At 62.5% G+C, this 13233-nt stretch carries 16 protein-coding genes; 4 read left to right on the plus strand and 12 right to left on the minus strand.

Annotated elements, in window-relative coordinates; all coding sequences use genetic code 11:
- Positions 1-18: 18 nt before the first annotated feature.
- Positions 19-456, minus strand: coding sequence for a hypothetical protein (locus K0F86_RS04415; RefSeq protein WP_219133152.1), 438 nt, complete (start codon positions 454-456; stop codon positions 19-21).
- A 219-nt stretch (positions 457-675) separates the two neighbouring features.
- On the opposite strand from K0F86_RS04415, the gene K0F86_RS04420 reads away from it, so the two are divergent.
- Positions 676-954, plus strand: coding sequence for a hypothetical protein (locus K0F86_RS04420; RefSeq protein WP_219133153.1), 279 nt, complete (start codon positions 676-678; stop codon positions 952-954).
- Positions 955-972: 18 nt separating this feature from the next.
- On the opposite strand, the gene K0F86_RS04425 is transcribed toward K0F86_RS04420, so the two are convergent.
- The 5 genes from K0F86_RS04425 to K0F86_RS04445 all read right to left on the minus strand — a co-directional run bounded on the left by K0F86_RS04425 (position 973) and on the right by K0F86_RS04445 (position 4692).
- A complete protein-coding gene (locus K0F86_RS04425) occupies positions 973-1398 on the minus strand; it encodes a VanZ family protein (RefSeq protein ID WP_257571980.1) in 426 nt (141 codons plus the stop codon).
- A gap of 541 nt (positions 1399-1939) precedes the next feature.
- Positions 1940-2704 (minus strand): SDR family NAD(P)-dependent oxidoreductase, encoded by a 765-nt coding sequence (locus K0F86_RS04430; protein ID WP_219133154.1) that lies wholly within the window; start codon positions 2702-2704, stop codon positions 1940-1942.
- Between the two features lie 23 nt (positions 2705-2727).
- Entirely contained in the window at positions 2728-3249 is a 522-nt protein-coding gene (locus K0F86_RS04435; protein ID WP_219133156.1) for a TPM domain-containing protein, read from the minus strand.
- The gene (locus K0F86_RS04440; RefSeq protein ID WP_219133158.1) at positions 3249-4076 is read right to left on the minus strand and encodes a YgcG family protein; all 828 of its coding nucleotides are present in this window, start codon (positions 4074-4076) and stop codon (positions 3249-3251) included. Before K0F86_RS04440 ends, K0F86_RS04435 begins: the two co-directional genes overlap by 1 nt.
- A gap of 1 nt (position 4077) precedes the next feature.
- Complete coding sequence (locus K0F86_RS04445) at positions 4078-4692, minus strand: LemA family protein (protein ID WP_244199061.1); 615 nt, start codon at positions 4690-4692, stop codon at positions 4078-4080.
- 157 nt (positions 4693-4849) lie between these two features.
- Here K0F86_RS04445 and pyrF point away from each other — a divergent pair, with 157 nt between their 5' ends.
- Positions 4850-5674 (plus strand): orotidine-5'-phosphate decarboxylase, encoded by an 825-nt coding sequence (gene pyrF, locus K0F86_RS04450; RefSeq protein WP_219133160.1) that lies wholly within the window; start codon positions 4850-4852, stop codon positions 5672-5674.
- A gap of 113 nt (positions 5675-5787) precedes the next feature.
- Here pyrF and sbcB read toward each other — a convergent pair whose 3' ends face one another.
- Positions 5788-7236, minus strand: a complete 1449-nt coding sequence (sbcB, locus tag K0F86_RS04455) for an exodeoxyribonuclease I (RefSeq protein ID WP_219133162.1) — start codon at positions 7234-7236, stop codon at positions 5788-5790.
- Positions 7237-7381: 145 nt separating this feature from the next.
- Here sbcB and K0F86_RS04460 point away from each other — a divergent pair, with 145 nt between their 5' ends.
- Complete coding sequence (locus tag K0F86_RS04460) at positions 7382-7996, plus strand: DUF5610 domain-containing protein (RefSeq protein WP_257571981.1); 615 nt, start codon at positions 7382-7384, stop codon at positions 7994-7996.
- 1 nt (position 7997) lies between these two features.
- Here K0F86_RS04460 and K0F86_RS04465 read toward each other — a convergent pair whose 3' ends face one another.
- The 5 genes from K0F86_RS04465 to K0F86_RS04485 form a co-directional block, all read right to left on the minus strand.
- Complete coding sequence (locus tag K0F86_RS04465) at positions 7998-8963, minus strand: GGDEF domain-containing protein (protein ID WP_219133163.1); 966 nt, start codon at positions 8961-8963, stop codon at positions 7998-8000.
- A gap of 263 nt (positions 8964-9226) precedes the next feature.
- Complete coding sequence (locus K0F86_RS04470) at positions 9227-9604, minus strand: HPF/RaiA family ribosome-associated protein (RefSeq protein WP_034781728.1); 378 nt, start codon at positions 9602-9604, stop codon at positions 9227-9229.
- A 196-nt stretch (positions 9605-9800) separates the two neighbouring features.
- A complete protein-coding gene (locus K0F86_RS04475) occupies positions 9801-10466 on the minus strand; it encodes a DUF1345 domain-containing protein (protein WP_219133165.1) in 666 nt (221 codons plus the stop codon).
- Positions 10467-10508: 42 nt separating this feature from the next.
- The gene (locus K0F86_RS04480; protein WP_219133167.1) at positions 10509-11759 is read right to left on the minus strand and encodes an MFS transporter; all 1251 of its coding nucleotides are present in this window, start codon (positions 11757-11759) and stop codon (positions 10509-10511) included.
- A gap of 75 nt (positions 11760-11834) precedes the next feature.
- On the minus strand, positions 11835-12860 hold the full coding sequence (locus K0F86_RS04485; protein WP_219133169.1) for a CDP-6-deoxy-delta-3,4-glucoseen reductase: 1026 nt from the start codon (positions 12858-12860) through the stop codon (positions 11835-11837).
- A gap of 12 nt (positions 12861-12872) precedes the next feature.
- Here K0F86_RS04485 and K0F86_RS27340 point away from each other — a divergent pair.
- Positions 12873-13233: NAD-binding protein (locus tag K0F86_RS27340; RefSeq protein WP_257571982.1), on the plus strand; the 361-nt coding region annotated here is incomplete at its 3' end.

A 13233-nucleotide genomic window follows, 5' to 3' on the forward strand; every position in this document is an offset into this window, starting at 1 on the left:
GGCAAACCCCGACACCTGTCAATAGCGCTGCATCACGCCTTTTTGCACGCTGACCCGGTCGCCGATCTGGAAGGCGGGCTGGGTGTTTTGCATGAAGGTGCGCGTCGTGCCGTCGTCCAGGCGCAAGGTGACGCGGTACAGCATATTGTCCGCCGCGCCCGAGGTGCTGCCGGCGGTGCCCGATGTGCCCGCCTGCATGTCGGCACTGCCTTGATCCATGCCGCGCGGTACGGTTTCTATCGACTGTACCGTCGCTGAACTGATGTTCATGCTGGACTGATCCGTATCGCTGCGCATGCCGCTGGCTGGCATGCTGCTTTGCGGCGTCGTGCCGGCCGGTGCGGCATAGGTCTCGCCGCTATTGCTGCGCGCCAGGCTGGTACTGTCCGTGGAATGACAGGCTACCAGCAAGGTACAGGCCAGGCCGGCCAGCAGCAGGGTTTTTTTCGATCTCATCTTGGTCTCCTCATGGTCGAACACTCAGGATCGGCACCCGCGGTGATGCGGATAGCAGCGATGGCTGCATGTAAGAGCATGGCGGCGCACGGATGTTCTGCAGCCGTCATCAGCGATTGAGCTAGATCAAGTGTCTAATTGCCGTGCTTGGTATAAACGATGCTGGTAATCACTAGGTCGTGCGCCGCACGATTCCTCACTGTTGAACCGGGAGAAAAAATGTCATCTGGTCCTACCGCAAAACTGATCGATGAGTTGGTGCTGGCTGTCGTCGGCACTGCGCGCGATGCCCGTGCGCGCCATGTACTGGCGCAGGCCTTGCATGGCCTGGTGCGGCTGGCGCGCTCGGAACAGTTGCTGGACATGCAGCGCGATGCTGCACGCGCCATGGGGGCCGGCAGCCGGCGCGAGACGCGCGCCCTGATGCGGCGCCTTGGCGCGCGCAGCCAGGGACAGTTACCGCTGGCATTGCAGGATAGCGAAGCGGACCGCGCCTGACGGGCGGCCATGCCCGCTTCAGGCATTCGCTTGCGGCGTCCCCTTGCCGAGGGCAGAGGCGACCATTTTGGGCCAGAGGAAACACAGCGGCAGGCAGACCGCCGCGGCGGCCGTGATATCGACCACCCAGTCGCTCACGGCGCCATGGCGGTACGGCAGGAAACTCTGGATGAACTCGTCCAGCGCGCCCATGGCCGCCACCATCAGCACCGATAGCAGCGCCCGGCGCGCCATGCCGCCGCCCGTGCCGCTGAACAGGATCAGGGCCAGTACGCCATAGCCGAAGGAATGCAGCACGCCGCCTGACGCATATTCGCCCACGTCCGCGCGCACGCCCGGTATGTCGCCGATCAAAATCACCAGGGCATACAACACCAGGGCCGTGCGGTAGCGCAGGCGTGCGTGGCGGTCGGAAAAACAGAGTTCGGGCAAGGGTGCAGGCATGGTGCGTCAGGACAGGTGGAAAGGCAGTCACAATATCATGGCCATGGCGGGCCACCGTGTTTTTGCGCAAGAGCTTGCCGGACAGGCAAAAAAAGGCCCGCGGGGGCGCGGGCCAAAAACCCAAATGAAATGGGTCAAGAGTGAGAGTTGCTCGGTACTCACCATGTCGTGCGCCTTGCCGGCGCCCGCCACGGTCATGAAAGGGGAGTGGTGTGCCATCGCGGCACACCTGTCTGTAGTCAGGCATATCGGTTGCCTGTACAGCAGATGAAGCAAGTATAGGGGGCGAAAATGACGGGCCTATGACACGCCGCAACATTTCTTGCAGCGCAGGCATATTTACTGGAAAAACCGGGCAGCATGGCAAGAATGGCCATGTTTCATTCGTGATAGCAAAAAAAAGCCCGCTGGTGAAAGCGGGCTTAAAACTATTTTCTTGGAGGAGAATAGTGGAGACAGGTGCATTATGCTGCGTCGCACGATATGTGTCTAATGGTCTTTTCAGATATCTATTATGCTTTTTTGATATAACTTGATTGTTTCACTCTTTCACGGGCACCGTGTAGTTGAGCGCCATGCGTCCGCCATCGACATAGATGGTCTGGCCCGTCATGTAGGTGGCGTCGTCGCTGGCCAGGAAGGCGGCGATGCCTGCCACTTCTTCCGGTTCGCCGCAGCGGCCCAGCGGCGTGCGCGACAGGATCGTGTGGCGCGCCTCGGGACTCGACAGCACCGCCTGCCTGGCCAGTTCCGTCAGGATGGTGCCCGGGCCGATGCCGTTCACGCGCACGCCATGCGAGGCAAGATTCAAGGCCATGACCTTGGTCAGCTGGTTGATGGCGCCTTTCGACACCACGTACGGCACCTGGTTCGGGATCGCCAGTTCCGCATTCACGCTGGACATATTGATGATGCAGCCGCTGTTGTGCTTGACCATCTCGCGCGCCACGGCCTGGCCGCACAGGAACATCGATTTCAGGTTGATGCGCATGACCCGGTCGAAATCGTCTTCGCAGACATCGAGGAAATCGGCCGCGTGCGTCACGCCCGCATTGTTGACGAGGATATCGATGTGGCCGAACTGCGCCAGCGTTTCCTTCAGCATGGCGTCCACGTCCGCCTTCTGGCTGACGTCGGCGCAAAAGAAGCGCGCCTGCGGGCCGAGCGCGGCGGCCGCTTGCGCGCCTTCTTCCTTGATGTCGACCAGCATCACTTGCGCCCCTTCGGCGATCAGGCGGGTGGCGCAGGCCAGGCCGATGCCTTGCGTGGCGCCCGTGACAATGGCGGTTTTATTGACAAGTTTCATGTAATCACCTCGGCGGAAAGGAATCAGAGGAGGATGGGTTCGTTCGGCAACTGGTTGCCGCGCGTGCCATCGGCGGGGAAGTGGCTTTGCAGCAAGGTATTCAGCTGCTGCAAGGCATTCAGCGTGCTGTCGTGGTAATTGCCATCCTTGAAACCTTTGGTCATGGTGCGGCATACGCCTTGCCACTGTTCCGGCGTGACGCGGCGGCCCACGTTGCGGTCGGCGACGATATCGACCTGGTGTTCGGCCAGGTTGATATAGATCAGCACGCCGACGTTATCTTCCGTATCCCACACGCCATACTGGGCGAACAGTTCGCGCGCCCGCTCGCGGTTGCTCACGCCCTGGTAGGCCATGCCCGGCGTCAATGCCGCCTCGACGATCAGGCGCACTTCCGCCCGGTGCATCGCTTCACCGTCGGCAATCGCCGTCTCGATGGCTTTCAGGGTGCGTTCGGGAAAGGACTGGCGCGCCGTCGCCGGCGTGCCGCGCAAATGTTTTAAAGCGCGTCCGCAGCGCTGTCCGAATGTCAGATGTTTCGTCATTACCAATCTCCCGAGGCGCCGCCGCCGTCAAAACCGCCGCCGCCGCCACCGAAACCACCGCCACCGCCAAAACCACCGCCGCCGCCGAAGCCTCCGCCGCCACCGCGGTTGTTCAGCGCCTGGCTCAAAATGCTGCCCAGCACGACACCCGTGGCGCCGCTGGACCAGTTGCTGCCGCGCTGCAGCCGGTTCGGCCCGCCGCGCGAACGGAACACGGTCACAAGCACAAGAAAGCTGAAGAACAGCAGCGGCAACCAGAAGGTCAGGCCGCCCGCTTCCACTGTGGCCGGCGCCTTCTGCTGTGCGGGAGCGGGGAATTGCTCCTGGTTCAGCAGGGTGGCAATCGCGCCCACGCCGGCGACCAGACCGCCGTAATAGTCGTTTTGCTTGAAATGGGGGGCGATCACGTCTTGCAGGATGCGTTTCGATTGCGCATCCGTCAGCACGCCCTGCACGCCGCGGCCCGCTTCGATGCGCAGGCGGCGCAAGGACGATGGATTGTCTTTCGCCACCATCAGCAGCACGCCGTCATCGACGCCCTTGCGGCCCAGCTTCCAGGCATCCGTCACGCGGATGCTGTATTGCTCGATGGCTTCCGGTTCCGTGCTCTTGACCAGCAGCACGGCGATCTGGCTGCCCGTCTTGGCTTCGTAATCGGCCAGCACGCCTTCCAGCGCCGCTTTTTGCTTGGCATCGAGCATGCCGGCGTTGTCCGTCACGCGCGCGGCCAACGGCGGCACGGGCTGCAAGCCCTGCGCGCCGGCCGGCGGCATCGTCCACAGCAGCAGCGCCGTCGCCAGCGCCGCGAGGTAGGACCAGGCTTTCATCTTATTTGCCAAAGTTGACGGTCGGTGCGGTCGAGATCGCTTTTTCGTTTTCCACCGTGAACGATGGCTTGACCTTGTAGCCGAAGACCATGGCCGTCAGGTTGTTCGGGAAGCTGCGCGCATGCACGTTGTAATCCTGCACGGCGACGATGTAACGCTGGCGCGCCACCGTGATGCGGTTTTCCGTGCCTTCCAGTTGCGACTGCAAGTCGCGGAAGCTGGTATCGGCCTTCAAGTCCGGGTATTTCTCGGACACTACCATCAGGCGCGACAGGGCCGACGACAGCTGGCCCTGCACTTGTTGGAATTTCTCGAACGCGGCCGGGTCGTTCAGCACTTCGGGCGTGATCTGGAAACTGGTGGCGGCGGCGCGCGCCTTGGTCACCGCTTCCAGCGTTTCGCGCTCGTGCGTGGCATAGCCCTTGACGGTATTGACCAGGTTGGGGATCAGGTCGGCGCGGCGCTGGTACTGGTTGACCACTTCGCCCCAGGCGGCCTTGGTGGCTTCATCCTTGCTCTGGAAGTCGTTGTAGCCGCAGCCCGTCAGGATGCCGGCCAGGACGGTGATGCTCAGCGTCAGGCGCAGCCATTGGGTGAATTGTTTGGTGATTTGCATGATGGTTTCCGTGCAGAGTAAAAGGGATGCGGCAAATATACCTGAAACGGCCCGCCATGTCGGTTTAATAAGCGCCGGCCGCCGCCACCGGCTGACTTGACAGGTCCGCGCCGCGTTACAATACGGGGTTTGCAACTGAATATAGAGAAGGTGTGCCGTGAATTTCATCAATAAATTATCCGCCGCATGGACGGCCAATAATTCCCTGCTGTGCGTGGGACTGGACCCAGATCTGGCGAAACTGCCGGCCGAACTGCGCGCTCTGCCCGATGGAATCACCACCTTTTGCACGCGCATCATCGACGCCACGGCCGACCTGGCCTGCGCCTTCAAGCCGCAGATCGCGTATTTCGGCGCGCTGGGCGCGGAAAAGCAGCTGGAAGACATCTGCCGCTACGTGCGCGAAAATTACCCGCACATCCCGCTGATCCTCGACGCGAAGCGGGGCGACATCGGCGCGACGGCCACGCAATACGCGCGCGAAGCGTTCGAGCGCTACGGCGCCGACGCCGTCACCGTGAATCCCTACATGGGCGAGGATTCGCTCGACCCCTACCTGGCGTGGCAAGACCGCGGCGTGATCATCCTGTGCCGCACCTCGAACCCGGGCGGCTCGGACCTGCAATTCCTCGATACGGACGGCGTGCCCCTGTACCAGCGCGTGGCGCGCCTGGTGGCCGAGAAATGGAACAAGAATGGCCAGTGCGCACTCGTCGTCGGCGCCACCTTCCCTGAAGAACTGGCGCAAGTGCGCGCCATCGTGGGCGACATGCCGCTGCTGGTGCCCGGCATCGGCGCCCAGGGCGGCGATATTGCCGCGACCGTCGGCGCGGGCCAGACAGCGAACGGCATGGGCATGATGATCAGCTCGTCGCGCGCCATCATCTACGCCACGCCGCAGGCGGGCGAAGATTTCGCCGACGCGGCGCGCCGCGTGGCGATTGAAACGCGCGATGCGATCAATCAACACCGCGCAGCGTAGGTCGGATTAGCGGCGACGCCGCGTAATCCGACAACATCAGTAACGTTAACAATGTTGTCGGATTACGCGGGGCTTTGCCCCGCTAATCCGACCTACCCGACTTGCCGGGTCCTTCAGTCGCGCATGGGCGCCACCATCTCCGCGTAATCGTACAGTTCACCAAGAATCTCTTCTCCCCGCTCATCGACGGATTCCGACAGCACGTCGATTTCCGTAAACAGCATTTCGATGGTGCGGGCACCGCCGTCGCCGTCGAACAGGCGGGCGGCGCGGTGCTGTTCCCAGCGCAGGCTTTCCGCTTCGCTCAGGGTTTGCGGGAAATTGCGGGCGCGATAGCGGAACAGCAATTCCTGCAGGCGCTCGTCGGCAAACGAGGGGCGGGCCGTGGCCAGCCTGGCCGGCGTGTCGCGGCGCAGCGATTCGAGCAGGCGGCGGTCGTCGTTGCTGACGAAACCATTGTACAAATCCTCATCCACGTCCAGCGCGACATTCGCGCCCGGGCGCTGGAACACTTCGGCCCAGATGGCGTCCATGTTCGGCGCCGTGGCGGCCAGCTGGGCGTTGACCTTCGCCGCGTCCAGATCGATGCCCCATTGCGCGGCCATGGCCGGCGACAGGGTCTTTAAATTGCCGACCAGCATGGGTGACTTGTTCAGGTGCACGCTTTTCACGGGCAGGCGCGTCATGCCTTCCGGCATGGCTTCCTTGCGCGTAAACAGGCGCGTGCGGATGGTGTCGGCGTCCAGGCTGAACAGTTCGCGCGGATCGTAGGCGCAATCCCAGACGAGAATTTCATTTTTATTGCTCGGATGCGTGGCCAGCGGCCAGACGACGCCCAGGCAGCCCCGTTCGGCGGGGAACATGCCGGACACGTGCAGGAAGGGCTGGCGCTCGCCAGCGGCCAGGTGCATGCCCATTTCGCTGGCGACCCTGTCCTTCTTGTGCAGGGCCAGGCAGAATTCGAACAGTTTCGGCTGTTTTTCGCGGATCAGGCGGGCCAGGGCGATGGTGGCGCGCACGTCGGACAGCGCATCATGCGCCGCTTCGTGGGCCAGGCCATTGGCCTTGCTCAAGTGTTCCAGCTTGAAACTGGTCTGGCCATCGTCGCGCTTCGGCCATTGAATCCCTTCCGGGCGCAGCGCGTGCGTCATGCGCACCACGTCGAGGATGTCCCAGCGGCCGCAATGGTTTTTCCATTCGCGCGCATACGGGTCGATCAGGTTGCGCCAGAACAGGAAACGCGTGACTTCATCGTCGAAACGGATGGTGTTGTAGCCCACGCCGATGGTGCCCGGTTCCGAAAAGGCCGCTTCGATGGTGGCGGCGAACTGGTGCTCCGGCACGCCCAGCTGCAAGCATTGCTGCGGCGTGATGCCCGTGATCAGGCACGCTTGTGGATCGGGCAGGAAATCATTTGCAGGCTGGCAATACAGCATGATGGGTTCGCCGATCTCGTTGAGTTCGGCATCCGTGCGGATGGCGGCGAACTGGGCCGGGCGGTCGCGGCGCGGCTGGGCGCCAAAGGTTTCGTAGTCGTGCCAAAGGAAAGTCTGGGTAGTCATTGATGTCGTTGCTTAATTGGTTATCTGGGCCGCTCAAGGAGTCGCTGCTACAGTTTTCTGAAAACCTGCCGATACTACACGAGAGGATGGTCATCACTGCGTTTCCCGCATGGTGGCATACATTGTCCGTTCAAGGAGGTCTATCGTGTCAATTCCCATCGCCGCAAGCGGCAATTCCACCCCTTCCGTGACTTCCGTCAGTACGGGTGTTGCCGGCAAGGACGATAAAGTCCAACAAAAGGACGGCGTCAACACTGAAATGAGCGTGAACGACCGCACCAAGCTGCAGTTGAATGCCTCCATCATGCAGGCGTCGCTGAATGTCTCGATCGGTTCGGAAAACGAGCCGCTGGCGCTGCTGTACAAGACGGCCATCACGAATATCAATGAAGCGCTGAAGGGCCAGTACGGCGACGATGCGATCCAGAATGCGGCCTCGCAAGACAATAGCGCCGAAGCGACGGCGAGCCGCATCGTATCGCTGTCGACGGGTTTTTTTGACGCGTTCAAAAAACAGAATCCCGGCCTGGACGACGATACGGCCCTGACCAAGTTCATGGACACCATCAGCGGCGGCATGGAAAAAGGCTTCAAGGAAGCGCGCGATATCCTGGGCGGCTTGAAAGTGCTGAATGGCGATATCGCCGGCAATATCGACAAGACGTACGAGCTGGTGCAGAAGGGCTATGCGGATTTCATCGCCGCCCACAGCAGCAAGAAGGATGACGCCGCCAAGCCGGCCGACAGCAAGGCTGCCTGAGCTACAGCATGACCCGGTTGCGGCCGCCAGCCTTCGCGCGATACAAAGCCGCGTCGGCCGTGGCGATCAGCGCCTCGTCGTCCTGTTCGGCCGCCAGGCTGGCCACGCCGAAGGAACCCGTGATGTGCGGCAGCGCGCTGCGCATGTCGGAGAAGATGACGGCCTGCTGCATGCGCTCGCACAGGCGCTCGGCCACCCGCAGGGCCACGTGTTCGTTGGTATCGGGCAAGATCACCATCATTTCCTCGCCACCATAGCGCACGGCAAAATCCGTGGGCCGCAGCGCTGCACCCAGCACTTGCGCGGCGATGCGCAGCGCCTGGTCGCCCGCCTGGTGGCCGTGCGTGTCGTTGAAGCGCTTGAAATGGTCGAGGTCTATCATCACCAGCGACAGCGGCGAGCCGCTGGCGTGGGCCGTGATGATCATGTTCGGCAGCAAATCAGTCAGCCAGGCACGGTTGTACAGGCCCGTCAGGCTGTCGACCATCGACAGCTGGCGGTAGAATTCGCCCAGTTTCTGGCGCCGGCGCAGCAGGGCATTGGCGGCGCGGATGCGGAAGGACAGCAAGCGCAACAGGTTGCGCGCCAGGCCGTTCGATTGCTCGATCAATTCCCAGACGACGGCCGCGTCGATCACCAACAAGTCGGTTTCTTCCAGGGCGGAAATGGCAGCCAGGTTGCTCGCTTCATCGAGCACCGATTGTTCGCCCACGCTTTCGCCGGGCAAGACCTTGCTGACGGTGCCGTCATCCATGCCCGTGTGGGTGTCGGCCGCCACGGCCAGCGAGCCGCGCAGGACGATGTACAGGCTGGTGCCCTGGCTGTCGGCAATGGCTTCGCCCGCTTCGAGGCGCATGACGGGGCAGGGCGCCAGCATGGCGGCCGTCTGGCTGTCCGCAGCATCGCTAAATAGCTGTAAATCGCCGATGTTGCAGCCTGAAGCGCCGAAGTTACCGATCTGTTCCACAATCACACTTTCAAAAAGCCGGTGCGCGCGAGCAGAGGACCGGTGTCTTCATGATAGCGTAAAGCGGCCTTGGCTGTAACGGCAAAGGCTTGCTTGATGTCACTTACTGTGGGAAATACGACAATTATTTCATTGCCGTGTCAGTAAGCTGGAATGCAGCTGGTTCTGGCATTGTTGTTGCCGCACGCGAAAGGCGGGGCGGATGTGCAAAGGCAGCCTTGAACGGCTGCCTTGGTCACTGAAGAGTGCTGCAGTGGGGGAAGTTACTCGGCGGTTTCTTCCGCTTCAGCCGTATCGATCACGGCATTCTTGCCGGTGGCGTGGCGCTTGCTGTCTTGCAGGCGGCCCAGGGCGCTATCGATGGCGCGTTTCAATTTGTCGGTGGCGCCGGCAACGGATTGATGCACGGTGGCGTTCTGTTCGGTCACGGCAATCGGTTGATAGCCAGCAACGCGTGCTTCCATGACGCAGCGGATATCGTCGGCGCCGCCTTTCGGGCCATTCGTGTCGCTGATGTGGACTTCGATGCGGGTCAGGTTGTCGCGGAAGCGGTTCAGTGCGCTTTCAAGTACGGATTGCACATGTTCGTTCAGTCCAGCGGTGTTGGCGATGGTGCTGTCGGTATGAATATTGATTTGCATATGCTTACTCCTGTCAATTCAAAAAAAACCCATCTCAGGCGTGCTGCGGCCTGGTTGTTGCTTCATGCACATGACCTCTGTGCATGGAACTTATCTTACTCCTCTTTCCAGTATTTCAAGAGGGTGCGCACGATTAAGATGAGCTTAACCCTTCAGCCAGGTCAAGTTTCCTTCTGGAATCTTTTTTCCCTGCTGCTTATCCATTGATCAAGCCGGCGGCAATATTGATGGACAGCCCCAGCACGACCAGGTTGAAGAAAAAGCTCAGCACGGATTGTCCCAGCACGATCTGTCGCATCAGGCGCGTCTGCACGCACACGTCCGACGTTTGCACGGCCACGGCGATGGTGAAGGCGAAATACAAAAAATCCCAGTAATCGGGGTTCTGCTCGTCGTCGGGAAACTTCAGCGGGCGCAGCGCGGGGTCGGCCTGGTAATACAGGTGGGCATAATGAAAGCAGAACAGGGTGCCGACGAGGAACCAGGAGCCGACCAGGGTGAGGATCGTCAAGCCGTAATGCAGCGCGCGCTCGTCCGGCGCCATGTCTTTCATCGAGGACAGCTGCGAGACGATGGCTACCAGGCTCATCACGGATGCGACGGACAGGGCCGACAGCACCGTGGCCGCCCGCTCATCCTGGCGCGCCGCCATGGTTTTGACCTTGTGGTGGTTGGCGCGCATCATCATCCAGGCCATCGTCGCCAGGTAGAACCAGACGGCCACGTTCCAGGCCGTCAGCAAACGCGTCATTTGTTGCCAGGACGAGGGCAGCAGCAGGCCGGCCGCCACGCCGATGGCCGTGGCCATGCTCAGGTGGGGGCGGCTGCGGATGAAGCTGTGCAAGGGAAACGTGATTTTCATGGTGCAAGTTAGTCAGTCAGTGGCAATAGCGCATCTTAGCTGTTAGCTTGCGCTTGCGGTGGCCGTTCTGGCGGCCGCTTCCTTTTCGTGGTGGGGGAAGCGGTCCATGCGCGACAGCACGGGGAACAGCACGGCCCACACGCCCGTCACGGCCAGGGTGGCGGCGCCGCCGAAGAGCACGGCGCGCACCAGGCCGAACCAGCCGGCCGTCAAGCCCGATTCGAATTCGCCCAGCTCGTTCGAGGCGCCGATGAAGACGGCATTCACGGCGCTGACCCGGCCGCGGATCTCGTCCGGTGTCTCGAACTGCACCAGCAGGTGGCGGATGTAGACGCTGACCATGTCGCCGGCGCCCATCAGGAACAGCGCCGCCAGCGCCAGCGGGAAATAGCTGGTGCTGCCCAGCACCAGGGTGCCCAGGCCGAAGACGGCCACGCCGCCGAACATCCACGCGCCCACGCGGCGCGTGATGGGGAAGATGGCCAGCGCGATCGAGCACAGGGCGGCGCCGGCGCCCGGTGCCGTGCGCAGCAGGCCCAGGCCGCTGGGGCCGATGTGCAGCACGTCATGCGCGAGCGCCGGCAGCAGGGCCGTGGCGCCGCCGAACAGCACGGCGAACAGGTCGAGCGAAATGGCGCCCAGCACGATGGGTTTCGACCAGACGAAGCGCAAGCCTTCGAGCAAGGTGTGCCAGCTGACGGGTTCGCGTTTCACCACTTGCGGCGCGGGCGTGGTGGCGCGCATCAGCAACACGGACAGCGCCAGCAGCGCGGACGAAATCAAATACACCACCTTGGGGCCGAAGTAATACAGCAGGCCGCCCAGGGTCGGTCCCAGGATGATGGCCACGTGCGAGCTCGATGAGCTGAGTGCGACGGCGCGGCTGAAGTGTTGCGTGGGCACCATGTTCACCAGCACGGCTTGCGTGGCCGGCATCATGAAGGCGCGCGCGCTGCCGAACAGCACCAGCACGGCAAACACGGGCCAGACGATGGAAATATTGCTTAACGTAAACGCCAGCAAGGCCAGCGCGCAAGCGAGCTGAGCAGTCAGACACCAGGCGATGATGTTGCGGCGGTTGTAGCGGTCGGCCACGTGGCCGGCCGGCAAAATCAAGACGAGGAAGGGCGCGAACTGCGCCAGGCCGATCAGGCCCAGGTCGAACAGGCTGCCCGTGATCTGGTACACCTGCCAGCCGATGGCCACGCTTTGCATCTGCACGGCCACGGTGCCCAGCACGCGGGCGGAAAGATAAAAGGCGAAATTGCGGTGACGCAGGATGGCGAGAGACATGGCATTTCCAGGAAACAGCGGGGTGGGGCGGTGCGGCAACGGATGCCGCGCCAGCAGCCCCCGCTGTCTGGAGGCTTACTTGGCCAGGTCGGCTTCCGTGGTGAAGGCGTCCGCGTAGAACTCGTCGGCTGGCAACTGGCACAGTTGCACGAAATCGCGGTTGGCCGACTCGACGACGATCGGCGCGCCGCAGGCATACACCTGATACGCGGACATGTCGGGCAGGTCGGCCATGACGGCCTGGTGCACGAAGCCCGTGCGGCCGCTCCAGGCGTCTTCCGGCAGCGCTTCCGAGACGACGGGCACATAGGTGAACTGCGGCAAGTCGGCGGCCCACTGGCGGCACAGCGCATCCATGTACAGGTCGTGCGGACGGCGTGCGCCCCAGTACAGGGTGATCGGGCGCGGGGATTGCTCGTTGATCATGTGTTCGATGATGGCTTTCAGCGGGGCAAAGCCCGTGCCCGAGGCCAGCAGCACGACGGGCTTGTCGGAATCTTCGCGCAGGAAGAAGGTGCCCATCGGGCCTTCGAAGCGCAGGATGTCGCGCTCCTTCATGCTGCCGAACACCTGGTCGGTGAACAGGCCGCCCGGCATGTGGCGGATGTGCAGGCTCACGGGGCCGCCGTCGACGGGCGCGCTGGCCATGCTGTAGCTGCGGCGTTTGTTATCGCGCAGCATGATTTCGATATACTGTCCGGCGCGGTAGTGCAGGCGCTCGCTGGCCGGCAACTGCAGGGTCAGCACGACGACGTCGGGCGCGACCTTTTCAATCGTGGTCACGCGCGACGGCATTTTCTTGATCGGGTAGTCGCTGCTGCCCGCCACTTCGCGCGCCTGTACCACCAGGTCGCCCTGCGGCACGGCGCAGCACAGCAGCGAGTAGCCGGCCGCCGCTTCATCGTCCGTCAGGGAGCGGGCCTGGTATGGCTTATGCTGTACATTGCCGGACACGATCTTGCCCTTGCAGGAGCTGCAGGCGCCGCTCTTGCAGCTATACGGCAAGCCCACGCCGGCGCGGATCGCTGCCGACAGGACGGTTTCGTCCGCTTCACAGCTGAATTGGTGGCCGCTGGGCTGAACAGTAATTTGAAAAGTCATACAATCCTTGAGATGAAAAATATGTTAATGCACTCTTTGCGCAAGCCGGTGGGCTTGCCGCGCCTGCTGATCCTGGGCTGCGGCGACGTCGGCATGCGTCTGCTGCCGCAGCTAGCGGCGCGCTTTCGCGTCTTTGCCGTCACCAGCCAGCCGGCGCGTTGCGCGCAGCTGCGGGCGGCCGGCGCCGTGCCCATCGTGGCCAACCTCGACGACCGTGCCAGCCTGAAACGGCTGGCGGGACTGGCGACCATGATCGTGCACCTGGCACCGCCTCTGTCGTCGGGCTTGCTGGACCGGCGCACGCGCAATCTGGTCGCCATTTTACCCGAGCATGCACGCATGGTGTATGTGAGTACCAGCGGCGTGTATGGCG

Origin of the sequence: Janthinobacterium sp. UMAB-60, from assembly GCF_900095235.1 — a bacterium.
In the GTDB taxonomy this organism is placed as follows: domain Bacteria; phylum Pseudomonadota; class Gammaproteobacteria; order Burkholderiales; family Burkholderiaceae_D; genus Janthinobacterium.

What these genes read in the sequence shown, in the direction of transcription:
- K0F86_RS04415 (WP_219133152.1), bottom strand. Translation starts at nt 456, where the DNA reads ATGAGATCGAAAAAAACCCTGCTGCTGGCCGGCCTGGCCTGTACCTTG.
- K0F86_RS04420 (WP_219133153.1), top strand. Translation starts at nt 676, where the DNA reads ATGTCATCTGGTCCTACCGCAAAACTGATCGATGAGTTGGTGCTGGCT.
- K0F86_RS04425 (WP_257571980.1), bottom strand. Translation starts at nt 1,398, where the DNA reads ATGCCTGCACCCTTGCCCGAACTCTGTTTTTCCGACCGCCACGCACGC.
- K0F86_RS04430 (WP_219133154.1), bottom strand. Translation starts at nt 2,704, where the DNA reads ATGAAACTTGTCAATAAAACCGCCATTGTCACGGGCGCCACGCAAGGC.
- K0F86_RS04435 (WP_219133156.1), bottom strand. Translation starts at nt 3,249, where the DNA reads ATGACGAAACATCTGACATTCGGACAGCGCTGCGGACGCGCTTTAAAA.
- K0F86_RS04440 (WP_219133158.1), bottom strand. Translation starts at nt 4,076, where the DNA reads ATGAAAGCCTGGTCCTACCTCGCGGCGCTGGCGACGGCGCTGCTGCTG.
- K0F86_RS04445 (WP_244199061.1), bottom strand. Translation starts at nt 4,692, where the DNA reads ATGCAAATCACCAAACAATTCACCCAATGGCTGCGCCTGACGCTGAGC.
- sbcB (WP_219133162.1), bottom strand. Translation starts at nt 7,236, where the DNA reads ATGACTACCCAGACTTTCCTTTGGCACGACTACGAAACCTTTGGCGCC.
- K0F86_RS04470 (WP_034781728.1), bottom strand. Translation starts at nt 9,604, where the DNA reads ATGCAAATCAATATTCATACCGACAGCACCATCGCCAACACCGCTGGA.
- K0F86_RS04475 (WP_219133165.1), bottom strand. Translation starts at nt 10,466, where the DNA reads ATGAAAATCACGTTTCCCTTGCACAGCTTCATCCGCAGCCGCCCCCAC.
- K0F86_RS04480 (WP_219133167.1), bottom strand. Translation starts at nt 11,759, where the DNA reads ATGTCTCTCGCCATCCTGCGTCACCGCAATTTCGCCTTTTATCTTTCC.
- K0F86_RS04485 (WP_219133169.1), bottom strand. Translation starts at nt 12,860, where the DNA reads ATGACTTTTCAAATTACTGTTCAGCCCAGCGGCCACCAATTCAGCTGT.